This is a genomic window from Pseudobutyrivibrio xylanivorans (assembly GCF_008935055.1).
GTDB lineage: Bacteria > Bacillota > Clostridia > Lachnospirales > Lachnospiraceae > Pseudobutyrivibrio > Pseudobutyrivibrio xylanivorans_A.
The window spans coordinates 1,794,570-1,819,527 of the sequence record NZ_CP043028.1; the positions used below are offsets into that span (position 1 = coordinate 1,794,570).

The window sequence follows — 24,958 nt, forward strand, 5'->3', positions numbered from 1 at the left end:
CTTGATGCCTACCGACTTACACTTAACATCCCCTCCAAGTACGCTTCGAATTTACGGCATTCGGCTTCGGGGAAGGTGATTGTTGCACCGATGCCTACAAGCCAGCCGTAGAGCTGTGGAGAAACCGCCACACTCACTCTGGCTTTTACGTATTTGTCACCATCCTGTCGAATATCAACAGTTGTTCCAAATTTGTCCAATACCACACCAATAAGATGTTTAGCAAAACGAATAGTGATAGTGAGCTCCTCTCCTGCAAACATACTGACATGATGTCTGGCATATTCCTGTGGGTTCAATGTGTCGCGCTGCTCCTTGCCAATACGCGTCTCATCAAGCATTTCAGCAGATACCATCTTGTCCACACGATAGTGGCGTATCTCTTGGTTTTCCCCATCAAACGCTACGAGATAATAATTTTCATCATTTCTAATGAGAAAAGCAGGGCTCACCCTGTAAACTTTTCCTCCGTGACGGGGCTTCATTTCTTTTGAAAGTGTCCACTCCTGATATTTGAAGGACATCATCTTGTCATTATCCAAGCACTGATAAATAACATCAATTGTATAGAAAATCTTTTCATTAGATGCCGTTGCCTTTTCAGGCACAACCACCTGACGCTGAAGCTGTGTGGCATCATCCACACCAGCCAATGAGGTTATCTTATCCACAAGCTCCTTGGTTTTCTTCTGAGATATAAACTTTGATGCACCCACTGCATCCACAAGAAGCTTCAGCTCTGCAAGCTCAAACACGCGAGATGCTATATAGTATCCCTTGTCTCCTTTGACCACATCAACACCTGCTTCCATCAGCGTATCCATATCCTTATAGACACTTTTTCGCTCTGCTGGAATACCTCTGGCCTCAAGCCTGCGGGTCATCTCCACTGCATTTATCTGATGATTTTCATCGCTCTCTTCCATAAGAATCTGGTATTCATTTATTATCTTTAATTTTTGTCCTCCAACGTGTGGCATCGACTGTCTCCTCTAGTGTTTAATTTACACAATTTTGTGATATACTCTTATAGTTAATTATAAAGAAATCTATAATCACAATAAAGGATATATATGAGCAGACAAGATTTTTATAAAAAATTCAGAGAGGACTATCCTACCTTTACTTATCAGGGATATTCCTATGATTTAAATGATTCTGGAATTAGCATGACTTTCGATTTTTCCATCGACGGTCTCAGCGAGTTCCATCCAACCTGGAGCATACCTCGCATCAACAGGATTGATGCTGTTGATGAAGAGCTTATTGACGAAATGGTATTTTCACTGGGCATGGTAGAGCTTGTAAGCTATTGGAAAATCGCATGCCCACCTACCGTTATCATCAAAGACAGAAAGCTTTCTACCGAACAGATTGGCTGGTGGAAGAAGCTTTACTTTAATGGGCTTGGCGAGTTTTATTACACCAATGGCATTGAAGAAGATTTCGACGATTTCATGACAATTCAGTGCGATGGCACAAAGGAATCCTACTGCAATTCAGCCACCTACAATACGACGTCACTTGGCTCTAAACAGCCTCGTGTAATGATTCCAGTTGGCGGAGGCAAGGACTCAGTTGTTTCTATCGAGCTTCTTCTTGATAAGGCTGATGTGAATTGCTATGTTATCAACTCACGTGGCGCTACAGATGCTACTGTTGAGGTCGGTGGGCTTACAGACCGTACAATTTATGCTAAGCGCACTCTTGATAAAAACATGCTCGATTTAAACGCAAAGGGATTTTTGAATGGTCACACTCCATTCTCTGCCTTGGTTGCATTTTCAAGCATTATCGCAGGCTACTTAAATGGCTTGGACTTCGTTGCTCTTTCTAATGAATCAAGTGCCAACGAATCAACAGTTGCCGACAGCTATGTAAACCATCAGTATTCAAAGAGCTTTGAGTTCGAGGCAGATTTCAGACGCTATGAGCGCCAGTTCATCGGTTCAGGGGTATTTTATTTCAGCTTCCTGCGCCCACTTTCAGAGCTTCAGATTGCTATGCTATTTTCACGTTTCAAGAAGTACCACGGCATTTTCAAGAGCTGTAACGTAGGTAGCAAGCAGGATATTTGGTGTGGTCACTGCCCTAAGTGCCTATTTGTTTACATCATCCTATCTCCATTCCTCTCTTTGGCGGAACTGGACGCCATCTTCGGAAAGCGACTTTTTGAAGATGAAACTCTCATGAAGGATTTTGACAAGCTTTGTGGTATTCTTCCAGAAAAACCATTTGAATGTGTAGGCAGCCGTGATGAAGTAAATGCTGCAATCACCGAAAGCATCAGTCGATATGCAAAAGATCAGATTCCTCTTCCTGTGCTGTTAATGCACTATCAGGATTCATCTGTTGTGCCAGCAATTGCTTTCGACAAATATAAGAATCAATTTTCATCTGAACATGCTTTAGATGAATATTTTGAAAAGATAATAAAGGACGCTTTAGCAAATGAAGGAAACAATTAGAAATTTAGTAAATGATAAAAAGGTTTTAATTTTAGGCTTTGGACGTGAAGGACAATCAAGCTTTCGAATGATTTCATCAGTTGGAGGTTATGAGTGTCTTGATATAGCAGATGCTAATGCTGTAACTTCAGACCTTACCGCTATGCACAATGTCATTACTGGTCCTTCCTACTTGGATTGCTTGGATGACTATGATGTAGTTTTCAAAAGCCCAGGAATCGTTCTTCCAAAGGACATTAAGGAGTATAAATGCCACATCACCTGCCAGGCTGATATGTTCCTCGAAGTATACGGTGCTCAGACTATAGGAATCACAGGAACTAAGGGAAAATCCACAACATCTTCACTTTTATATCATATACTTAAAGAGTGTGGAAAGGACGTGCTTTTCGGAGGAAATATCGGTCTTCCTATTTTCGATATTACAGACCGTATTCATCCACGTACCATTATCGTCTTTGAGCTTTCCTGCCACCAGCTTGAGTATGCTCATTTTTCACCATCAAAGGCTATCCTTTTGAACCTTTACGAAGATCACCTTGACCACTATGGTTCAGTTGAAAAATATTGGAATGCAAAGAAGAATCTTTATCGCAATCAAGGCTATTGTGATTTCCTCTTCTGCAATCCTGATTTCCTTCCAAAACAGGGAGAATGCAAGGCAGCAATAATCAAGGTAAAAACTGGCGATTTGCCATTTAGCTCTTTCGAGGAAATTCCAGGTGTAACCTTACGTGGCAGCCACAATTTGTTTAACACAGCGTTTGTTTATGATGTTTGCCGAAGATATGATATCAGTGACAAGGACTTCATGGCAGCACTTGCAAGCTTTAAAACTCTTGCTCACCGCCTTGAATTTTTAGGAAATAAGGACGGAGTAGATTACTACGATGATTCAATTTCAACTACGGTTGAATCTGCAATAAGTGCAATCAAAGCTATTCCAAACGCTGGAACAATTCTTCTTGGAGGCATGGACAGAGGAATCGATTATGACCCTCTTGTAGAATTTTTACAGACCAGAAATTTAGAGCACATTATCCTTATGTACGACAGTGGAAAAGTGCTTTTAGACAAGCTTCAGGCTGTTGCAACGCCAGAGTTTATGGAGCATGTTCACTACATCAAAGAATTAGCTGACGCCTGCACCTATGTTAAGGAAAACGCAAGCAAAGGATCTGCTGTTATACTTTCTCCGGCTGCTGCAAGCTACGGAGTATTTAAGAACTTTGAGGAACGCGGAGATTTCTTCAAAAACCAGATTGGTTTCTAGAGGCTTCCACTTGAGGGGAAGCTGTCACCGAAGGTGACTGATGAGGTGGCAATTATGAAAAAGTCAAGACTAAATTTCCTAAATGAACAGGGGCCTGTGACCAAGCACTGCTCAAAGTGCGGCCGCAGAATCCCTGTCAATTCACCTTATGACCTTTGCAAAGAGTGTATGAAAAGAGAACTCTTTCCAAAGGTAAAAGACTATATTAATGACAATTATGATGTTAATGAGATGATGGTTGCGGAAGAATTCGGAATCGACCGCTCCATCGTTCATGAATGGGTACGTGAGGGACACCTCGAATACCGTCAACGACCGAAATTTTAACAGCTCCCTTACCTTTTTTATAGGAGTTTTTTAACAGCCCCTTTCCTGTTTTTCCTATTAAAATCAAATAACCAATTAAGTAGGAGGCGGTGGCTAACCGCCGTCCTCTCATGGCACCGTACGTACCGTTCGGTATACGGCGCTTTCAATAGTTGACGTGCACAGACTGATAGGCTGTGGCTAAATCATAGAAGCCACTGTTTATCAGTCTTTCTTTTGTCATTGCCATGTTGACTGCGACTGTATGTGTGGTAAACCAATGTCCGCGCCGACTGTTTCCAGCCATATGCGCCAAGTCCTTGGGCACGCCCATCTTTATGAGATTGCGTACTTTAGTTTTTGGCTTCTTCCACTGTTTCCATATACACATACGTATTCTGTGATAGAGCCACCCATTGATATCGTCTATGTTATACTTCATGCTTGCTATACCGTAGTAGTTAAGCCATCCTCTCGCATATACCTTGATTTTCTCAAGACTAGGCTTGATGGACTGCACAGACTTACGGGAAGATAAATCTTTCAGCTTTGACTTGAACTTCTTCCATGACTTTGGATGAACTCTGACGAAAACGCCACTCCCGTTCCTTCCCAATGCAAAGCCAAGGAATTTAAAATTTCGGATTGCAAACACGCTTACAGTACGGCTTTTCTCACGATTAACCGTTAGCTTCAGTTTGTCTTCGAGATATTTCGTACTGCTTTCCAAGAGTCTCTCTGATGCTCTTTTGCTTTTCGCTAGAAGAACGATATCATCTGCATATCTTATGCAGGGCACACCTCTTTTCAGGAACTCTTGGTCAAACTCATTGAGGTAGATATTCGCAAGAAGTGGAGATAAATTCCCACCTTGCGGTGAACCTTCTTCTGTATCAATGACCACTCCGTTTTCCATTACACCACTTTTCAGATAACGCTTTATAAGCTGAACTACACGTTCATCCATCACATTCTTTCTGAGCAGTTTGATAAGGATTTCATGATTCAAGGTGTCGAAATACTTTGATAAATCCAAGACTACTGCAAAAGTGTAACCTTGTTCTGCGTATTCTTTTACCTTCTGTATAGCGTCCTTTGCGCTTCTGTTTGGACGATAGCCGTAGCTTCCATCCGCGAACAATGGTTCATAGATTGGCACTAACTGTTGAGTTATTGCCTGTTGGAGTGTTCGGTCTATCACGGTAGGTATGCCAAGCTTACGCACACCTCCATCTGGTTTTGGAATCACAACTCGCCTGACTGGCGATGGAGTATACTTACCACGGTATATGCGGTCAGTTAACTCCTGCTGATGTTCCTTAAGGTACGGAAGTGCCTCTTCGATAGTCATTCCATCAATGCCTGGCGCTCCCTTGTTTGCCTTAACTCTTTTATACGCTCTGTTAAAGTTGTCCTTATACAGTATCGCTTCCAAGAGCTTCGGCTGTGCACTGTCTCTTTCTTTCCATATCCGATTGAATGACCTAAGCGCTTTCGCATACCCTTCGTGTTCCGCACTATCTCTTTGCGAACAGCCATTATTATCAATGTTTTCTGCCATTAACAGTCATTCCTCCTTTCTCGGTCATACTTAAGACTCCTATTGATTCGGTCCTTCAGTTAGCATGTCCATGTTTCCATGTCCATATCCCTACTATGACCTCTGCTGACTTCTGCGTGTTCAGCACCGCCTCGTTTCCTTGTACGGTGGTTACTCCTTTCGGAGCGTTTCACACAGACCTCCCTAGGTACCACACGTTTCTTCCTCTCCATCCATCTGCCTCATTTATCATGCATGATTCCGTGTAGTTATTGGGCTTCGACTTGTAATGCAGCCTTACCCTCATGCATAACCTCGTATGAGATTTCTGTACGTCAGACCGGAGATTTGCCCGTGGGTTAGTATGTTCCCCACATCCAGCTTCCTTCAGATTCCGCCTCACGGCGGACACCCTTGCTTTCGGCTATATCCTTCCCACTACCGGGCGGATTCAGGACTTTAACCCGTTAGAAACGTGCGCCGCTAGGCGCACATTCAAAAAGAGCTACCCCCTGATAAATTCAGGGGGCAGCCATTTTTTTGTATATAACGATTTCAAATAGGAACATTTATTACAGATCAGAATCAATCTTAAAGCGTGAAAGCTCATCATTGATGGAGAGTGCTGAATCTGATACGGAATTTGCTACAGTTTCTACGCCCTGGCTTTCAGAGGCAATCTGATTAGCACTTTCGGTAAGAGTGTACATTGTAGCTGATATTTCTTCTGAGCTTGCTGACTGTTGCTGTGAAATAGCTGCAACTGATGATGCGATGTCGTTTACCTCGCCCATCATGTTTATCATGTTCTTCATAGTTTCCGCAGCGATATTCAAATCTTCATAAATCTTATTAAAGCTTGTACCAGCCTTTTCTACGGCTAAGCCACTTTCATTAATAGAATCAGTGTTGTGCTGAGACTTGTCAGCCAAATCTGAGATAAGTCCGGTAATCTGGCGGATGATATCGCCGATTTCCTTTGCAGCATCCTGAGAATTCTGAGCAAGCTTTCCGATTTCATCAGCAACTACTGCAAATCCTTTTCCAGCCTCACCAGCTCTTGCAGCTTCAATAGAAGCGTTAAGAGAAAGGAGATTGGTCTGTTCTGCGATAGAATCAATCATCTGAACAATATCTGTAATCTGTTTCGCTGAATCTCCAACAGTTAATACTACATCGTTCATTTCGCTCATGGATTCAGTAATTTTACTCATGTTTTCCTGAACAGCGGTCATATCTTCCTGCCCAATCTTGGCTTGATCTACAAGATTTAGCATTACTTCGTTTGTAGAATTTCCATTATCAGTCAAGTCAGAAACTGCGTGAGCAAGGCTTGTTGCATTTTCAGCAAGTTCGGCTACAGCATTGGAAATATCATCCATTGTATCCTGAATCTGTCCCATTGAAACAGACTGGTCAGTAGCTTCACTACTCATCTTTCCTGATGCATTTTTAGAGGTTTCTGAATCGGCCTGAAGCTGTTCAGCCTTGCTCTGAATAGAACTGATAGCGCCATTCATAATAGAAACAAAGCTATCCATCTCTCGACTGATAAGACCAATTTCATCACCCTTGTCCTTAGGCATCTTTGTAGTAAAGTCACCTTCTGAAATCTTGTGAATGCTATCAGAAAGGATTGTTACAGGTTTTGTGATAATGTTTTTAACTGTGATTAATATGACTGAAATAATAACAATTACAAGAAGAATCATTACTATTATTGCAATATTGGTAAATTTGTTAGCATCCTTCATTACATCATCTTCTGAAACAGAAGATACAAGTACCCATGGTGTTCCAGGAATAGCCTTGGCAAAAACATAGTAATTTTCCTTAGCTGTAGGTTGATATATTTTTACTACATCTGTAGGCTCACCTTCAGCATATTTTTTAACTTCTTCAAGGTATGTGTTTCCTGATTCAGAAACCTTAGTACCATTTAGTGTTGGGTCAAAGTAACTGATAATGTCATCACCAGCCAATACCATAGAGCCACCAGTCTTCATAGGTGTAAGTGCTGCTACCTCTTCCTGAAGTTTTGATAAGAATACATCCGTAGCTGCAACACCGAACTGACCATCATAGAAATTGATATTTCTTACATATGTAACGCACAACTCATTAGTAGTTGAATCTACATAAGGTTCGATACATACAAAAGTTTCATTATCAACTCCGGCTGCATACCATCCACGCTCTGTTGGTTTCCAGTCAGCGGCCTGAATAGTACCATTAGCAAACAAATAGGTATCATCCGAAAAACCTATGTAAATACCTGAATTTTCAACAGGTTTATATTTGGTTGATGGCTCAATATATTTGAGCATGGCATCATGATCTTCAAAATATACCTGTTCTAAGGTGTCACAATACTCGCCGAATTTAGAAGTAAGCATCTGAAATTTGGTTCCAAGTGCTCTAGAATTGGAATCAGTTTCAGCCATTAAATCCATCAAAGCAATTTCTGTAATGATACTTCGGGCACTATAGGTAAGAAATCCAATGATGCTTATTGTACCAATTAAAATAATTGGAACCAAAGAAAACAGTAATGTTTTACCAATACTTCTTTTTACGGATAGTTCAGATGTTTTTACTTGTGCCATTATGTATACCTCCTAAATAGTGATACAATATAAAATCATTGTATAATCAAAATGTTAAATTGTATATGCAATTCACAAAAGAAACATTTTTTACTATAGATATCCTTTAATTATTCCTTTAATATTTTGTCTGTCACTTCTGGAAGTAAATGCACAACAAAAAAAAGAGGAGTGAAATCCGAAGATTTCACTCCTTACCTTTTTAGGGGAGTTTTTTAACAGCCCCTTTTTTTATAGCCGCGAATCATGACAAGTGAAATATACCGTCTGCCTATCCGCAGCAATCTTATGAAGGAGTTTCAGTGACTCCTTTATTTTTTTGTCATCGAGATTTGTGAATGGGTCGTCCAAAATCAAAATTGGTTTCTCGTCGGCATAGAGGACATCTACCAGGGCAAGGCGAGAGCATAATGCTACAAGATCCTGATAGCCCTGAGAAAGGTACTCTGCACTCTTTGTGCTTCCCGAATACGAAAGCTTTATGTTCAAATCCATATCAAGCTCAAAATCATCGATGGCATAGCCTGACTGGGTTCCCTCTGGACTGTCCAGAAGACTTAAATACTTATGCAAACCATTCTGAAGCGGCTGCATGTATTTTGAAAGAAAGCTTTCACGTGCTCTCTGCAGGAGGTCCTCTGTTTTAGAAAGGATTTCTGCATTTTTCTTGTATTCCTTTTCCTTAACCTCAAGACGCTCCAGCTGTTCAGAAATATCCGACAGTCGTTCCACCTCTTCAAGGGCCTGTGAAAGGTTGTCCTTCTCCTGCATAATCTGTCGATTGAGTTCCATGATTTGCTCATCCAAAGAATTCTGTTGCTGCTGCAAATCATCCACCGACTGAACCTGCTCGTTAACATCATACTCAGCTTCAAATCTTAAAATTTCTTCTTTCAGATTCTTGATTCGCTCTGTGATAGCAAGATATTCACGCTTCTTCAAGCTAATCTCCTGCACTTGGTCTGCTCTGTCCAAGTTCTCATCAACAGGGTACCTACTAAGCACATTGTTAATGTCGATAGTCATTGTAGTAATGGTGTTTTGATGGCGAGCGATTTCCTCAGTCTTCACCAGATACTCCGTGTATTTCTCTGCATCCTTTTTCAGCTGAGCAAGAAATTCATATTCTCCGCCTTTATCGTAAAGATTTATACCATAAGCTGATGCAAATGGTTGAATCTTGGTGTAAAGCTCCAGCTGCAAATCAGCAAGCTCATCAAATGTACTCTCTGCCTCCTGATGACGAGATTGTTCCTCGTCTGTAAGATGTCGATATTGATCCAGCTTACGCCTGATTTCATAAACATTTTCCTGCATGCTCGAAGCTCTGGTTAGAAGGAAATGAGAAAGAAATTCTTCGCATTCCTCCTGAAGTTCTCTAAGTTCAAGCCTGCTTACTTCAAGTGCGCTTTCCTCTTCCGAAATGCGTTCTTCGTACTCTGCCGCAATGTCCAATCTATTTTTATAGGCTCTTCGTCCACTGACAAGCATTAGTATTACATCAATCACCGCGGCGATAAAGCTACCGATTTCAAATATTCTTCCAAGATATTCATCAAAAAGAGTACTGAAAAATACACCGAAGGCGATAAAAATAACTAAAAGCGTAGTTCCTAAAATATGCCAAACAGAAATGCTCTTGCTCTTGCTGTGCTTCTCCTCGGCATCCCTTTCAGCAATAAGGGTGATGAGTCGCTCATTACTCTGTTCTACCTTTGCTTCTAGACCGGTAATCTGAGTGGTCTGTCGTTCTATGTGAGCCAGCTGCTCGTCAGAAGGAACCAGCTTTCCAAAGAAGAATTTTAATTCATTAAGCTGCTTCTGTGATTCCTCTGAAAGTCTTGAATGCTCAGCCTTCGCCTTCAATTCAGAAAGATTTGCGGCCATTTTGTTCCAGATGGCAAACTCAGTTTCATCTGGAATTCTTGTCTCAAATGGTTTCTCAAACGGAGCCTTGTTTCTCTCCTGCTCATCAATAAGTACCTTCATGGTACGCTCATGAACAGCCAAATCTCTCTCCGTCTGCTCCAACATATCCAGTTCATCCTCGGATGGGAGCCCCTCTTTAAAATAGGCCTCAAGCGCTGCCACGTTCTCCTGCTCACGGGCAAGATTTTCCTTATGAATACGGTAGGCACCCAGTTCTTGCTCCTTCTTACTCTGGAGTTGGATATTCTCTGCCAGTTTAATCTTTTCTGCACCAAGTTCATCAAGTGTAGCCTGTTTTTCCTCAACAAGGCAGCTCATAGCCTCGGCACTTTCCTCTATTGCAGGAAGCTTTTCGTATTCTTCCTTGCATCTGTTAATTTCCTGTCGAATTCCAAAAAGCTTTCCTGGATTAATCTTGCTGTTGCGGGTATATTCAACTCTGGCATCTTTAATGCTCTTTAATGCCACATCAAAATTGCTAATATCATCCTTTGCAGCTGCAAGATTTCCCATCTTCGCATTGAGAGAATCTGTCATAGCTGTAGCAATAGATGCCTGTGGAATATAGACACTCTTCTCGAAAGAATCTCTGTCTACCCTGAAAAGCTCCTCGCCAATATTCTCCGAAAAATCCTTAGAAATCAATCCAGTAACATTATCATAAAGAGCAAAAGTATCTTCTCTGTCAGTCTTTCCGAAGGTTCGCTCGATTCGATATTCCTTATCACGGGCTGTAAAAACAATATTTCCACCACAGACACTGCCATCCCATGGAAGGTAGTGATTGCGCTCTAAAAGCTTTTTCTTGGTGTTTGGCGAATACTCCAATCCATAGAACATAGCCTTCATAAAAACAGAGAAGGTGGTTTTACCCCAACCATTCTCCCGAAGGATTGAATTGAAGCCGTCCTCAAAATTGTATTTAAAATCTTCTATCTTGCCAAAATGGGCAATGTAACATGATATTAATTTCATTCTACATCCTCCCCCATAATGGCTCTGATGCCTAGTTCAATAATCTTTGCTTTCTCGTCCTCGTCCATATCCTGTGCCTGAACAAGGCGCACAAACTCTCCCTTAAGAGACTTGTCATATTGAAAGCTGTCGTAATCAACCAAAGTCTTCGTGCGGTCATAACACTTTACGAAGAAATATTTATTTTCGAATAGGTGAAGAAAGCGAACAATATCAAGCTCGTCATCAAGTTCACGCTCACCAGTCAAAACAAATTTAATCAAATCTTGTGGGTCCACATCGTCAAGGTAACGTTTCGCCCTGTTTACAGTACGCTGTAAATCCATATCCGCAGTAACTGGAACTGTTATCTCATGGAGACGGCGCTTTGCAAATGGAATAAACTCTGATTCAATTTTGCCATCATTAATATCAAGGACTACAAAGCCCTTGTCACCAGTCTCGTCAAAACCACGTCCCTCAAGACAACCTGGATAGCAATAGACACCCCTCTCATCCAGCTGCTCAAAGATATACTTGTGAACATGACCAAGAGCAAGGTAATCGATAAATTTCCCTTTTAAAGCTGTAGTGTTTACAATCTCTGCTCCATCCTTGCCATCATAGTCAGACTGCTGTCCGTGAAGCATGACGATATTTGTTGCAGCTGAATCAAGGACCAAACGCTGGGCCAGTGTAGTGGCATTTGAAGCATTAAGCTCCATGCCTGTGATAACCACATCCTCGCAGGCATAGCTTGTCCAGCCTTCATCTGTAAACATATGAAAATTAGAAGGAATCTCATCAATTCCCTCCTCCATAAAGTCACAACGGTCGTGATTTCCCTTGAGATAATAAAAATCTATCTCAGGGTGGTTTACAATCTGTTCCACAACACGCTTTTTAACTTCTTTACGAATGTGAGTTTTATCGAAAAGGTCTCCGGAAATCAGAATAGCTCTCGCCTGATTCTCATGGGCATAGTCCACCATACGCTCATAAGTCTCAATCAACTCTGAGCGTCTAAGCAATGCCTGTTCTTTATCCAGATTACTCTCCATTTTTGAGTCTAAGTGCAGATCTGCACAGTGAATAATTCGCATACAATCTCCCTAACATTATTTCCCCAAACTTACCTTATTTTATCATATTGCTAGTTACGGCTACAAGCCTTAGGTCTCTTACTTCGGCTACATGCCTCATTCAGAGCCCCAAGAGCTTGATGCCTACTAGCAATGCTAGCTCTAACATACCTTTGTCCAAATAAAAAAGTGAGACCGTATGCTCATACGGCCTCACCTCTATTTTCTATTAACTATTCAACTTAAACTTACTAACAACCTCTGATAAGTTAGCTGATATATCATTCTGCTTGTCTGACATGTCATTGATTTCGCCGACAGTCTCTGACAGGTTCTCAACTGAGTCCATAACCATTCCGCTATTAGCAGCAGTATTCTGCGTAGCTTCTGCGATATTCTGTAGAGCCAGTCTAACCTCACTCATAATATTCTGGATTGAATCAGTCATTACAGAAAGCTTCTCCGAGGTTTCCTCAAAGGACCGAGCATCCTGTCCATATCTTTCAGCTACTGAAACGAATTTCTTATAATCTGGTGTAACTGTTCCTGAAACATAATCAAGAAGTGACTTGGCATTTGTTGCCAGTCCCTCGAATGCCTCCTGAATAGCTGAAATTGTTTCCTGAATCTTTTCAACAGAATCGCTTGTCTGGCCTGCCAGCTTTCCAATTTCAGTAGCAACTACAGCAAAGCCCTTGCCCTGTTCACCAGCGCGGGCAGCTTCGATTGAAGCGTTCAGTGAAAGCAATGTAATCTGATCTGCAATATCTGCGATAACACTTGCCATCTCACCAATATTTTCAACAACCTTCGATTGAGCAATACTATCTTCCAGCTTGTTCTGGAAATTAGTTTGTAGCGTCTGGGATTTATCAAAAGCTTCCTGACTGTTCTTTCCAATGTCATCAGCACGTTTCTTAATATCAGTAGCAAGATCAAGGCTGCTCTTTGCCTCAACATTAAGGCTGTCAGCTGATTCTGCCACCTGATCAACTGAAGCGGAAAGCTCCTCTGTTGCAGCTGATGAATTCATCATATCAGAATTCACCGATGTCATAATGTCGACAATCTTGTCAAACTCTATCTTTAAATCCTGAGCGGCTGATTTAAGCTTAGAGCTTGAATCATTAATATCGACTGAGTAATCTGCAATACTTTGAATAACGCCCTTGTTGTTACCGTACATCTCGTTCAAAGATGTGGACATAACGGCAAGCTCGTCGCGTCCATTAACCGAAAGCGAATCAATTGTAAAATCTCCACTTGCCAACTCTGTAGCAAATGACTGAACACGTTTGATAGTCTTTGCTACACCACCGATAGCAAGAACAATAAACAAAATAGCTATAGCTATAGCAAATATACATACTGCAATCAGAATATTAATAAGCTTGTAGATTGGGCGCATCAATTCGTAAGCCTCAATGGAAATCATAAACTTCCATCCAGTCTCAGCAATTGTATCGTAGTAAACCTTGTACTCTGTCTTTCCATCCATATAGGTTGCAAGGCCTGTTTCGTTGGAAATTACCTCCTGCCCCATTGCTGCAAAGGAAGCATTTGCGTCATTTAAAATGCTGTCGCCATTCTGAACCATCTGTTCATCATGACCAGCTATAAGCATACCGTCGGCTGCTGTAAGGATTCCTACGCCTGACTCTCCAACCTTAACATTGCCAATCAATTCAGTGATAGCTGTCAATTCAATATCAACAGTTATGCATCCGATTTTCTTGCCACTGGCAACTATCGGTGCTGAGCAGGAAGACATAACCTTTCCTGATGAAGGGTCATAGTATGGGTCAGTAATTACTGCAGAATCAGAAGCCATAGCATTTGTATAGTACTCCTGATTGAAGTAGTCATACTCTGCATTACTGTACTCCCAAGTAGTGACATTTGAATTGCCATCCTTGTAAACGTATGGTCCATAATACTGCTGCTCTGGATCATAAACGTATGGCTCGAACCAAATACCAGAGCCAAGTACAATGTCATTCGTGGCTATCATGTCCTCCAGCATTTTTTGGTAGGCATCCCACTGAGTATATGTGTATGAATTAGCCACACTGATAGCAATGGCATTTGCAAGAATCTGCACATCTCGCAGGTTACCCTCAACCTGATTGATATTAGCACGAAGTTCAGCGCTCATGGCGTCCTGTGTCTTTTCATTTACCAGATTATGGCTGGAAATAGCTGAAATTGTTGTAAGTACAAGCTGAGCCAAAATCAATACTGGTAAAATCATGACCAGCATCTTAGTTCCAATCTTCCTAAAACTCATAAGTAGACCTCCTCATGGTTGCCTCATAACGGTGCCACTATTCTCCCCTTAATTTCTTATTCACTTTGCTTTAAAAAGATATTCTCGATTGCATTTATAATCTTTGTCTGCATTGGTGGCTTTACAAAGTATCCAGCTGGCTTTAAGTCAAGCACAGCGTCTACGTGCTCCTTGTCTGCAATTCCTGTCAGGAAAATTACGGGAACATCCTTGTAATCCTCCTCTGAACGAATCATCTCGAGAGTTTGTCTTCCATCTACAACAGGCATCTCATAATCAAGAATTATCAAGTCTGGACTATCCTGTCCCATTGCCTTCATACACTGAGCGGCAGAAGTTGCAAGAGTAACACGATACTTGTCCTGAAGCATGTTTCTCATGTTTCTGAGAAGCACCGGATTGTCATCCACAACGATGATGTGCTTCTTGTCGTTGTCTACAACCGCATTCAAAATTGCATCGGCATTCATATTGAATTCCTTGCAAATTTCACGGATTAAAACCTCACGACTCACCTGAACAATATGCTTGCACTGTCCTGAATAGTAGTAGGTAATAAACATCTGCTTTTTCTTTTCACGTCCATAGGTGATAACCGGAAGCTCTGGATTGTATTCCTGAATTGCTTCGAAAATCTCACCGTGAATATTCTCAAAGTCGTCTATATCCATAAGCACAAGATCAGGAATGTAGAGCTTAAGCATGCTTCGAACTATCTTTGCATTGTTTGTGCAAAGCTGCGTATGAAAGTGCTTTTCGAGATAGGAATTCACTTCAGATGTGTCACTGCTGAAGTCTCCAACAATAAGTATTTTTCGCATATGTATATTCTCCTTAAGTTATTACTTTTGTAGGTCGTAAATATCGTTCAAAGCTTCCTCGTCCTCAAGGTTTACTATATGAAGATTGAGGTGCTCTATTTTACCCTGTATATCCGCTGGATATGAAAACGCCATGATTTGCTTCATGATGTTGTCGCCCTGCTCGGAATTGTGTGATTTGATAGACATCTTTAGCATTTCAAGCAATGCAAAAAGCTCATCCATATCTTCCAAAAGAGGCTTTTCTACATCAGAGTTAAGCACTGATAATCTGTCCTTCATCACATCCATTTCCTCTAAAAGAATTGGTGTAAGGACTCTGATTCTCTCAATGTCATTATCCCTTGCTGCAAACTCACACAGCTTTGCAAGACCACCAAGAGCAGTTGCTCCGATTGTATTTGCCATGCTCTTTATCGCATGAACCTTTATACGATAATCTTCCAGTGGGAAGCCATCATCTAATGAATTGTAAAAGTTTAAAACTTCCTCACGCTCATAGCCAATTGAATCGTAAAAATCTACGGCTGTCTGAAATACCATGTTTGCCTCTGGGAAGTGTAGCAATGCATAATCCCAATCGACTCCCTCCACATCCGGAAGCTCAACCTGACGAACTCTATTCCTTCGTGCCTCATCCTTTGCATCAGGCTCATGATATTCAAGCAAATGCTCTGGAAGGAAATCACGAATCATCTTCTCAAGCTGTGCTGGAACGATAGGCTTTGAAAGGAAGCCATGGAAGCCCATGGTAATATAACGTTCCTTGGCACCTGCAATGGCATTTGCAGTAAGAGCAATAACAGGTGTACCTAAGCACTTGTTTCCCTCAAGATTTGCCATATTCTTGAAGGTTTCAACTCCGTCCATTCCCGGCATCATATGATCAAGGAAAATCATATCGTAATGCTCTCTCTTAATCATCGACAGGCATTCTTCACCGCCTGCTGCCTCATCTATATGAACCTTTGAATCCTTTAGCAATGCTGCAAAAACCTTACGGTTCATAGTGTTGTCATCAACTATCAAAAATCTTGCCTTTGGAGCTTCAAAGCTGGTGCTGTATTCATAATTAGCAGTCAGCTGTTTCAGCTTTTGATTGAAATCACCTATATTTTCTCCGTTAACAATCTCCTGATTGATAACAAAAGAGAATGTAGATCCCTTACCGTAAACACTGTTCACCTCAAGGTTACTTCCCATCATCTTTAAAAGATTTTGGGTAATCGCCATTCCAAGACCTGCTCCCTCAATATTTCTGTTTCGGTTTTCCTCAAGGCGTTCGAAGGATTCAAACATTCGCTTGATATCCTCCTTCTTGATACCTATTCCAGTATCTGTAACCGAGAAGCGTAAATCTACAGTATTGTCATAAATATTTCTATGGCATTTGGCTGAAATTTCAATAAAACCTTCCTCTGTATATTTTACCGCATTTGTGATGATATTGGTAAGTACCTGTCTAATTCTTATATCATCGCCAAGCATATCACAAGGTATATCATCTGCAATATCAAGCTTAACATCCAGTCCCTTTTCCTTCGCCCTTAAAGTGACGTTGTTCAGCACGTCATGCATCAGGCTCATGAACTGATACTCACCCTTGATGATACCCATCTTACCTGACTCGATTTTAGTGATATCGAGGATATCATTTATAATGGAAAGAAGATTCTGGGAAGCAGTCTTAATATCAAGCGCATACTCCTCAACCACCTTCTCTGAGGTCTCTCTAAGAATCATTTCATCCATACCCATGATAGTATTGATAGGGGTACGAATCTCATGAGACATATTTGCAAGGAAGTTACTCTTGGCTTCTGTTGCAGTCTGAGCAAGTCGCTCAGCCTTCTTTGCCTGAAGAGTTTTCTCAAGCAAATCATCGTTATTGATTGATGCCTGTTTGTAAAGTCCAACATAGATAGACTTTTGAAATTTAATAATGGCACCAACTGCAAAAGCACTTATAAGTAACGACTGGATAACATCAAAGAACACACTCTTCCTTGCGCCCAAATCAGTTACATATTCTGGATGATAATATGAAATAGTGTAGCAGCCTATGATGATAGCAATATCCGTCATGAGCATGAACACAAAATCCATGCCATCCAAAAGCATGAAAATAAAGATGATTCCCATGGAGAACCAGCAGACCATACCGCTGTTAATTCCACCTGTCAGGAAAAACATCACTGGGAAAATCAAAATTCCTACTATGAAGCAGATTGCAATCATGCTGTTCTTCAGTCTGTTGCGGTAGTTGGCCATGTAGATGCAAACAGCATCCATTGAAATGGCCATCAAAATTACTATCGAAAGGGCTGGCGTGGTTCCATTAATTGCATTAAATGGAATAGCAATTATACCACCCAAAAATCCCACTATCGTTATGATATTAAACAGGATAAGATCCGTTGGTAAATCCGGGCTAAAGAAATGTCCTATAAATGCTAATAATTTCCTTAACATACTGCTCCTACATTGTTTCAATAAGGATTGCACACAATCCCCTAGCGTAAATTAGTCTAATATAACTATAATTGAAAAATACTAGCCACACAATGTAAAAAAGGTGAAGTTTTTGTGAAAAAACCTAGCATTTACAATGTTTGCAAATGCTAGGCTTCTGATTTCAAATTCATTATAGATTTTCGATTTGCCAATCGACTGGAGTGAGTCCCTTTGACTCTAAAAATGCATTAGTCTGACTGAAATGCTTGCATCCGAAAAAACCTCTATAGGCTGATAGTGGAGATGGATGCGGAGCCTTCAAAATCAAATGATTTGGGTTATTTAGCTTTGCGCATTTCTTTGCTGCTGGCGAGCCCCAAAGTAAGAACACTATTGGGCGGTCCTGCTTATTCAGCACATCAATAACTGCATCAGTGAACTGTTCCCAGCCAATATCCTTATGGCTTGCTGCCTGATGAGCCCTTACTGTCAGCACATTGTTCAGCATCAATACACCCTGGCGTGCCCATTTTTCCAAATAACCATTGTTTGGAATATAACAGCCCAGATCATCATGGAGTTCCTTATAGATATTCACCAGTGATGGTGGTGTCTTAATTCCTGGCTTTACTGAAAAGCAAAGGCCGTGAGCTTGACCTGGCTCATGATATGGATCCTGCCCTATAATTACCACCTTCACCTCTGAGAGAGGTGTGAAGTCGAAGGCGTTGAAAATGTCGTCTGCCGGTGGGTAGACAGGGCCCTCATGATATTCTTTTTTTACAGTTTCATACAAACTCTTGTAGTAAGGTTTCTTAAATTCTGGAGTCAGTGGCTCCAGCCAATCATTGCTTATAGCTCCCATGTATTCTCCTATTTACGCAAGTCACACTCTCAAGCCTGAGTATTGCTTTTGTCGACTACATGTCTCCTTCAGCAACACCCAGAGCTTGATAGTTACTTGCTTAGTTATTGTAAAATCCAGTCGTCTAGTTCTAACCAGAAACCTTTTGCCTTCAGCTCGTCTTCGATTACGTCGAGGGTTTCCTCGTCGGAAGCGCTGATTACGTGGTAATGGTAGCCGCTGGTTGCGGAGCTTAATGACTTTGACTTTCCGGATTCGATGGCCGCCATGAATTCCTTGGCTTCACGGCGTGAGCTAACATTTAAAGGAGCCTCAAGGCGATTATAATAGCGATGGTTGATGATAATATTCTCGGCACAGCCTCCATTATCAACAATAGCAAAAAGCTCATCCAATATCTGATCATCAGTGTGTCTGCTCTTAATGATGCGTTTGCATTTATTGCTCTGATTGATTACATAGCCTCTGTTGGTGGAAGTGATGTCCACACCATTTGCTCTGATAAGGGCGATATCCGTAACAACAACCTGGCGACTCACATTGAGCTGCTCAGCAAGCGCTGTTCCAGATACAGGCTTATCAGATTTCTGAATTATCTCTATTATCTTTTGTCTTCTAGCCTGTCCGTCCATTGTATCCTCCCTCGATTAAACTGCATGTAAGTTCTTCATCGAAATATCCAGGATTGGTGCAGAATGTGTAAGTGCACCACTTGAAACGTAGTCTACTCCGCTGTCGATGATATTTGCGATATTTTCTTTGGTCACGTTTCCTGAGCATTCTGTCTTTGCTCGACCATTAATTATTTTAACAGCTTCTTTCATTGTTGCAACATCCATATTATCAAGCATGATAATATCTGCTCCTGCATCTACTGCTTCCTCTACCTGCTCAAGTGTTTCTGTCTCGATTTCAATCTTACGAACAAAAGGAGCATACGCCTTTGCCATCTCAACTGCCTTTGTGATTGAGCCTGCTGCACCAATGTGATTATCCTTTAAAAGAATTCCATCTGAAAGATTATAGCGGTGATTCTGACCGCCACCGCACTTTACAGCATATTTCTCAAAAATTCTCATGTTAGGTGTAGTCTTTCTTGTATCAAGAAGAACTGTCTTGCTTCCCTTTAAAAGTGACGCAACCTGATTTGTGTATGTAGCAATTCCACTCATTCTCTGAAGATAATTAAGAGCAACTCTCTCACCAGAAAGAAGCACTCTGATGTCGCCCTTTACCTTTCCCATGAGCTGGCCTTTCTTGACCTCATCCCCGTCTTTTACATATTTTTCGACTACTGTATTCTCATCAAGAATTTTGAATACTCGCTCATATACATCCATTCCACAGATGATTCCATCCTGTTTACAAATGAGCTCTACCTCACCTGGCTTAGCCTCTGGCATAACGGAATTTGTGGTAACATCCTCGCTTGAAATATCTTCTCTAAGAGCCATTCTGATAAGCTCGTCCGCATTTAAAGTCATAGTAATATTGTTCATTTATATAGCCTCCTTCTTGGCTCTTAAGTTTTCTTCTTTTTTGATTTCTCCAACTACCATTGCATGATAGTTTTCCATGATTGATGGCAAGTCTTCATAACCATCCATATTTACAAGACTTTCAAAGTCTTCAGCCTGTTTAAATGAATTCGTATTTACGATATCATTTGCAGCTCGCTTTGCAAACACCAAACTTTCCAAAAGTGAATTGCTGGCTAATCTGTTACGACCATGTACACCGTTGCAGCTGGTCTCACCTACTGCATAAAGCTGCTCCATTGTGGTTTTGCTATCCTTGTCCACATAGATGCCACCCATGAAGTAGTGCTGTGCAGGGACAACTGGCACCCAGGTCTTCAACGGGTCATAACCTGCCTGTTTGCATCGCTGATAAATATTTGGAAAATGATTTAAAATCTCCTCCTCTGGAATAGGCGAAAAATCAAGCCAAACATGCTCCGTTCCGTCCTTTTCCATCTGGGCAAAAATTGCCTTGCTCACCACATCTCTTGGCTGTAATTCATCAGTAAATCGCTCTCCATTTTTATCTCTTAAAACTGCACCTTCACCTCTTACAGATTCAGAAATCAAAAAGCTTCTTCCGCTCTGATTTGAGAAAAGTGTAGTCGGATGAATCTGCACATAATCGCAATTTTCCAGTTTTACATTGTGATACATTGCAAGAGCAAGGGCATCCCCTGAGATGTGTCGATAGTTTGTGGAATGAGGGTACACACCACCAAGTCCACCACAGGCAAGTACTGTCACATCACCCTCAATTGCTGTGGTCTTTCCATCCATGTCCGCCACAACAATTCCATAGCAAACATTATCCTTGCAGACCCAATCAACCATGGTAGTGTGAGCCATCATAGTGATATTGTCACGTTCCTGCGCTCTGGCAAGAAGCTTGCTTGTAATTTCCTTCCCAGTGATGTCAGCATGGAACAAAATTCTATTATTTGAATGAGCCCCTTCCTTCGTATATACGAACTGCCCATCCTTCTTTTCGAATTCAACACCATAGCCCACAAGGTCGCTGATTATCTCCTGAGAGCTTCTAATCATTATCTCTACAGACTCTTTTCGATTTTCATAATGACCTGCACGCATTGTATCTTCAAAGTATGCATCATAATCATCTTCATCTCTTAATACACAGATGCCTCCCTGAGCCAAGAAGCTATCGCATCCATCTAATGCATCCTTTGAAATTATAAGGATTTTCTTTTCCCTTGGTAAGCTTAGTGCACAGAATAAACCTGCCACACCGCTTCCAACTATAATTACATCATATTTCTTATCCATCTATCTAAATCCCCTATTTAGCAAGTTCTAGCATCCGCTGAAGTGGAGCGAGCGCACGCTCTCGTTTCTCATCATCAAGTTCCACAACTCCACTTCCATCACGAAGACAGTCACGCACCTTCTCCAATGTTACCTTCTTCATGTTAGGACAAATCTGTACAGAGCCTGCTGCAAAGAACTGCTTATCCGGATTATTCTTCTTTAACTGGTAAAGTACTCCAAGCTCTGTAGAAATAATAAACTCCTTGGCATCGCTTTCCGTCGCATAGTCGATGATGCCAGAGGTACTTCCGATATAATCAGCGAGCTCAAGTACATCCAATGTACACTCTGGATGAATCAATACCTTTGCATCAGGATGTGATTCCTTCGCACACTTAATCATATCTGGGGTAACTGCCTTGTGAACATGACAGTAGCCATCATTAAAAATAAAGTTCTTTTCAGGAACCTTACTTGCAATATATCTTCCCAGGTTCTCATCTGGAATGAAAAAGATATTCTTGTTAGGTAAGGCCTTTACAATTTTCATTGCATTTGAACTTGTAACACAGACATCTGAATGCATTTTCAACTCTGCTGTTGAGTTGATGTAGCAAACAACAGCAAGGTCCTCATACTCTTTTCTAACCTCTTCAATACGCTCAATCTCCGCCATATGAGCCATTGGACAGTCAGCCTTTGCATCAGGCATAAGCACTGTCTTTTCAGGATTTAAAATCTTTGCTGATTCTCCCATAAATTTTACACCGGCAAATACGATTGTACTCTCCTTCAATCCCACAGCCACCTTAGCCAGATAGTAGCTGTCACCAATGTAGTCTGCAATTTCCTGGACCTCGTCATTCACATAATAGTGAGCAAGAATCACAGCATTCTTCTCTTTTTTTAGTCTTTGAATCTCTTCAACAAGTGTCTCCATAACATATTTCTCCTTTTACAAAGGCTTCCCTATTACAGAAAGCCGTCAGCATTTGCCGACTTATGAAGTGTCAATTTACACAAATATAGCACATGTATAGTCTACTGACAAGACACCTGTTAACACAAAAAATTAGTGTCTCCAGCCAAAGCTAAAGACACTAATCATTTTTAGCGCTAATTACTGAGCATCAAAAATTACTGAATATCAATATAAATGTTATTTACAACGCTACCTGTTCCATTAAATCCGAACTCTGTGCTTGCGCCATTTGCAATAGTAGAATTCCAATCCATTGGAGTGATTACATAATACTCACCAGACTCTTTTACATTTACACTCCAGCTTGAATCAATCTTTACCTCGCTCTTCTTGAGCTTTAATGTCCAACCGTTGACAGTCTTTCCTGTATCATTGGATACCTTGATAGAAGCTGTGTATCCGCTTCCCCAGCTGTTAATAGTAGCTGTAGCCTTTAAGCCTGAAGCTGTAGCTGGTGTAGGAGTTGGCTGTGGTTTTGGTGTAGGTGTAGGCTGTGGAGCTGTTGTTGTTGTTGGAGTAGGTGTTGGTGTTGGCTGTGCCTGTGAAGAACCATTAACTGGCTCGAACTGCCACTGCTGATTTGGATTTCCATAATATGTCCACTGGCATACATTTGTGCCATCAGCTGTTTTGTGCTCGTATACATCTACATACTTTGTTTCTTTAGAAATCTTTGTAGCAATTGTATAAACACCACTCTTGTTTGTGTTCTTTACCATGAACTGCTGTGGATCATGAGCATATGCGTTGTAAATCTGAAGGTTTGCACCATCCTCATCAGCACCCATAGCTACGTCAAGCATGAACTCACCAAGACCTGACTTAAGTGAAATATATCCATTTCCTCTGTTCTGAACATACCACTTCTGGCCATCTACGCCTGTACCCTTGCTAATGCAAACGTTTGTAACAGCCTTTGCTGTGTTGCCTTCAACTGTAAGGTACTTCTGTGAAAGTGTATTCTTGAGATAATACCAACCATCTGCAATGTTTGCTATAGAATTGCTATCTACGTTCTGGCTTGGAGTTGGAGTTGGTGTAGGTGTTGGAGTTGGTGTAGCCTCACCACTTCCTGTTGTATTAGCCTTCCATCTATCAAATCCAAATGAACCCTTGAATACAAATACGATATCCTTTGAACCACTAACATTCTTTACATTAGCTGTGAAATCCTTGAAAGAACCATTTGTGTTTGAAATATTGATTGTTCCAAGTAATGAACCACTCTGTGAGCCTTCTCTTACCTCGATGCTTCCGCTTCCTGAGCTCTGTACTGTAGCTGTGATTGAAGAAACACCCTTAGAGAACTGAACACCCTTAACCTTTGTGAAATCGTTGTTGTTGATATCTGTTACCCATGCTGTTCCATCGCCGTTACCCTTAACCTTGATGCCTGCCTGTGTAAACATTGTTTCAGCCTCAACCCAGCTATATGGGTCAACTGAAGGATTCATAGAAACGCCAGACATTGTCTGCTTGATTGTCTGGATTCTTCCATTTGAAACATTGACCTTATCAATCTGAGTTGTTCTGTAGCCGAGGTTGCTCATTACTGCATTCTGCACTGTCATTGTATGGTAAGCAATGTAGTAATTTCCCTTGAACTCAAAAATCTGGTGATGGTTGTTTCCATCTGAACCCCTGAAGAATGAGCCTGGGTTTGCCATAATCTCACCCTGATGTGTGAATGGTCCCATTGGGTTTGAGCTCGTCATTACATGAATTGTAGCATTTCTATATCCATTGCTGCAGTTCCAGTTTGTGCAGTATGAATAGTAGTATGTGTTACCAATCTTGTTAATTCCTGAATCCTCAAAGAGGTATGGAGCATCAATCATAGCAGCTGTGCCTGATGTGCTAATCATATCGTTACCAAGCTTGATAACTCTGGCTGTCTTTGGATGTGCAGCCTGTCCCGAAGGAACACCACCACCAAAGTAGAGGTATCCTGTTCCATCGCTGTCTACGAGTACAGCTGGATCAAAGAGCCACTCTACATTGCAATTTGGAGTAGACTTTGTGATAAACGCACGACCAATTGGATCCTTCCATGGACCTGTTGGGCTATCTGCTGTAAGTACGCCGATTGAGCTAGCATTATTAGCAAAGTAAATGAAGAACTTATCCTTGCCATTAATCTTCTTGCAGCATACAGTTGGGGCCCATGAATTACTTGCCCACTTAGCTGCGCCATTGCTTCCTGCAACGTTAATCTGACCATGATCAGTCCAGTTAACCATATCTGTTGAAGAATAGCAGTTCAACTGATTGATTTTTCCATATGTATTTTTTGCACGAGTAGCCTCATATTCCTGGCTATCGTTTGTTGTGTATACGTATATTCTGTTGTTGTAAACCAATACTGCAGGGTCTGCGCCATAGTTTTGGGTAACAAGAGGATTGTTCTCATTATCACCCTTTACATAGCTACCGTTTACAACTGTCGCCGCTGAAACAGTTTCGGTAGCTCCCACTAAAAGAACTGCGGTTAATGCTAACCCTAACATTCTCTTAATTATTTTGTTCATAAAATCCCTCATCATTATTTTCAGTTATAAGATTATTGCTGGCAATCAATAATATTGCCAGCAATGTTTGTTGG

At 41.2% G+C, this 24,958-nt stretch carries 17 protein-coding genes; 3 read left to right on the forward strand and 14 right to left on the reverse strand.

Going from position 1 to position 24,958, the window contains the following annotated elements:
* Positions 1-8: 8 nt before the first annotated feature.
* Positions 9-980 carry a helix-turn-helix transcriptional regulator gene (locus FXF36_RS08220; RefSeq protein ID WP_151623295.1) on the reverse strand — a complete coding sequence of 324 codons (972 nt, stop codon included), beginning with the start codon at positions 978-980 and terminating at the stop codon, positions 9-11.
* Positions 981-1,073: 93 nt separating this feature from the next.
* On the opposite strand from FXF36_RS08220, the gene FXF36_RS08225 reads away from it, so the two are divergent.
* Genes FXF36_RS08225 through FXF36_RS08235 form a run of 3 tightly spaced genes read left to right on the forward strand, consistent with a single transcriptional unit; the run spans position 1,074 to position 4,068 of the window.
* On the forward strand, positions 1,074-2,468 hold the full coding sequence (locus FXF36_RS08225) for a MurL-like N-terminal domain-containing (RefSeq protein WP_151623296.1): 1,395 nt from the start codon (positions 1,074-1,076) through the stop codon (positions 2,466-2,468).
* Entirely contained in the window at positions 2,452-3,741 is a 1,290-nt protein-coding gene (gene murD, locus FXF36_RS08230; RefSeq protein WP_151623297.1) for a UDP-N-acetylmuramoyl-L-alanine--D-glutamate ligase, read from the forward strand. Before FXF36_RS08225 ends, murD begins: the two co-directional genes overlap by 17 nt.
* 54 nt (positions 3,742-3,795) lie before the next feature.
* Positions 3,796-4,068, forward strand: a complete 273-nt coding sequence (locus FXF36_RS08235; RefSeq protein ID WP_151623298.1) for a hypothetical protein — start codon at positions 3,796-3,798, stop codon at positions 4,066-4,068.
* A gap of 145 nt (positions 4,069-4,213) precedes the next feature.
* On the opposite strand, the gene ltrA is transcribed toward FXF36_RS08235, so the two are convergent.
* From ltrA to FXF36_RS08305, 13 genes are all read right to left on the reverse strand, one after another.
* On the reverse strand, positions 4,214-5,608 hold the full coding sequence (gene ltrA, locus FXF36_RS08240) for a group II intron reverse transcriptase/maturase (protein ID WP_151623299.1): 1,395 nt from the start codon (positions 5,606-5,608) through the stop codon (positions 4,214-4,216).
* A 551-nt stretch (positions 5,609-6,159) separates the two neighbouring features.
* The gene (locus FXF36_RS08250; protein WP_151623300.1) at positions 6,160-8,193 is read right to left on the reverse strand and encodes a methyl-accepting chemotaxis protein; all 2,034 of its coding nucleotides are present in this window, start codon (positions 8,191-8,193) and stop codon (positions 6,160-6,162) included.
* A 231-nt stretch (positions 8,194-8,424) separates the two neighbouring features.
* Positions 8,425-11,097 (reverse strand): AAA family ATPase, encoded by a 2,673-nt coding sequence (locus tag FXF36_RS08255; protein ID WP_151623301.1) that lies wholly within the window; start codon positions 11,095-11,097, stop codon positions 8,425-8,427.
* Positions 11,094-12,179, reverse strand: coding sequence for a metallophosphoesterase family protein (locus FXF36_RS08260; RefSeq protein WP_151623302.1), 1,086 nt, complete (start codon positions 12,177-12,179; stop codon positions 11,094-11,096). The genes FXF36_RS08255 and FXF36_RS08260 overlap by 4 nt, the downstream gene beginning before the upstream one ends.
* A 208-nt stretch (positions 12,180-12,387) precedes the next feature.
* On the reverse strand, positions 12,388-14,445 hold the full coding sequence (locus tag FXF36_RS08265) for a methyl-accepting chemotaxis protein (protein WP_151623303.1): 2,058 nt from the start codon (positions 14,443-14,445) through the stop codon (positions 12,388-12,390).
* A 56-nt stretch (positions 14,446-14,501) separates the two neighbouring features.
* Positions 14,502-15,266, reverse strand: coding sequence for a response regulator (locus tag FXF36_RS08270; protein WP_151623304.1), 765 nt, complete (start codon positions 15,264-15,266; stop codon positions 14,502-14,504).
* Between the two features lie 21 nt (positions 15,267-15,287).
* Complete coding sequence (locus tag FXF36_RS08275; RefSeq protein ID WP_151623305.1) at positions 15,288-17,738, reverse strand: ATP-binding protein; 2,451 nt, start codon at positions 17,736-17,738, stop codon at positions 15,288-15,290.
* A 172-nt stretch (positions 17,739-17,910) separates the two neighbouring features.
* Positions 17,911-18,585, reverse strand: a complete 675-nt coding sequence (ung, locus tag FXF36_RS08280) for a uracil-DNA glycosylase (protein WP_151623306.1) — start codon at positions 18,583-18,585, stop codon at positions 17,911-17,913.
* A 104-nt stretch (positions 18,586-18,689) separates the two neighbouring features.
* Positions 18,690-19,217 (reverse strand): transcription repressor NadR, encoded by a 528-nt coding sequence (locus FXF36_RS08285; protein ID WP_151623307.1) that lies wholly within the window; start codon positions 19,215-19,217, stop codon positions 18,690-18,692.
* A 15-nt stretch (positions 19,218-19,232) separates the two neighbouring features.
* Positions 19,233-20,084, reverse strand: a complete 852-nt coding sequence (nadC, locus tag FXF36_RS08290; protein ID WP_151623308.1) for a carboxylating nicotinate-nucleotide diphosphorylase — start codon at positions 20,082-20,084, stop codon at positions 19,233-19,235.
* On the reverse strand, positions 20,085-21,392 hold the full coding sequence (locus FXF36_RS08295) for an L-aspartate oxidase (RefSeq protein WP_151623309.1): 1,308 nt from the start codon (positions 21,390-21,392) through the stop codon (positions 20,085-20,087). It lies immediately after the preceding gene.
* Positions 21,393-21,405: 13 nt separating this feature from the next.
* Entirely contained in the window at positions 21,406-22,314 is a 909-nt protein-coding gene (gene nadA, locus FXF36_RS08300; protein WP_151623310.1) for a quinolinate synthase NadA, read from the reverse strand.
* A 197-nt stretch (positions 22,315-22,511) separates the two neighbouring features.
* Positions 22,512-24,884 carry a family 43 glycosylhydrolase gene (locus tag FXF36_RS08305; protein ID WP_151623311.1) on the reverse strand — a complete coding sequence of 791 codons (2,373 nt, stop codon included), beginning with the start codon at positions 24,882-24,884 and terminating at the stop codon, positions 22,512-22,514.
* Between the last annotated feature and the right edge of the window lie 74 nt (positions 24,885-24,958).

Bases quoted from the DNA above. Each gene is read 5' to 3' on its own strand.
- FXF36_RS08220 (WP_151623295.1), bottom strand. From the start codon at position 980: ATGCCACACGTTGGAGGACAAAAATTAAAGATAATAAATGAATACCAG.
- FXF36_RS08225 (WP_151623296.1), top strand. From the start codon at position 1,074: ATGAGCAGACAAGATTTTTATAAAAAATTCAGAGAGGACTATCCTACC.
- murD (WP_151623297.1), top strand. From the start codon at position 2,452: ATGAAGGAAACAATTAGAAATTTAGTAAATGATAAAAAGGTTTTAATT.
- FXF36_RS08235 (WP_151623298.1), top strand. From the start codon at position 3,796: ATGAAAAAGTCAAGACTAAATTTCCTAAATGAACAGGGGCCTGTGACC.
- ltrA (WP_151623299.1), bottom strand. From the start codon at position 5,608: ATGGCAGAAAACATTGATAATAATGGCTGTTCGCAAAGAGATAGTGCG.
- FXF36_RS08250 (WP_151623300.1), bottom strand. From the start codon at position 8,193: ATGGCACAAGTAAAAACATCTGAACTATCCGTAAAAAGAAGTATTGGT.
- FXF36_RS08255 (WP_151623301.1), bottom strand. From the start codon at position 11,097: ATGAAATTAATATCATGTTACATTGCCCATTTTGGCAAGATAGAAGAT.
- FXF36_RS08260 (WP_151623302.1), bottom strand. From the start codon at position 12,179: ATGCGAATTATTCACTGTGCAGATCTGCACTTAGACTCAAAAATGGAG.
- FXF36_RS08265 (WP_151623303.1), bottom strand. From the start codon at position 14,445: ATGAGTTTTAGGAAGATTGGAACTAAGATGCTGGTCATGATTTTACCA.
- FXF36_RS08270 (WP_151623304.1), bottom strand. From the start codon at position 15,266: ATGCGAAAAATACTTATTGTTGGAGACTTCAGCAGTGACACATCTGAA.
- FXF36_RS08275 (WP_151623305.1), bottom strand. From the start codon at position 17,738: ATGTTAAGGAAATTATTAGCATTTATAGGACATTTCTTTAGCCCGGAT.
- ung (WP_151623306.1), bottom strand. From the start codon at position 18,585: ATGGGAGCTATAAGCAATGATTGGCTGGAGCCACTGACTCCAGAATTT.
- FXF36_RS08285 (WP_151623307.1), bottom strand. From the start codon at position 19,217: ATGGACGGACAGGCTAGAAGACAAAAGATAATAGAGATAATTCAGAAA.
- nadC (WP_151623308.1), bottom strand. From the start codon at position 20,084: ATGAACAATATTACTATGACTTTAAATGCGGACGAGCTTATCAGAATG.
- FXF36_RS08295 (WP_151623309.1), bottom strand. From the start codon at position 21,392: ATGGATAAGAAATATGATGTAATTATAGTTGGAAGCGGTGTGGCAGGT.
- nadA (WP_151623310.1), bottom strand. From the start codon at position 22,314: ATGGAGACACTTGTTGAAGAGATTCAAAGACTAAAAAAAGAGAAGAAT.
- FXF36_RS08305 (WP_151623311.1), bottom strand. From the start codon at position 24,884: ATGAACAAAATAATTAAGAGAATGTTAGGGTTAGCATTAACCGCAGTT.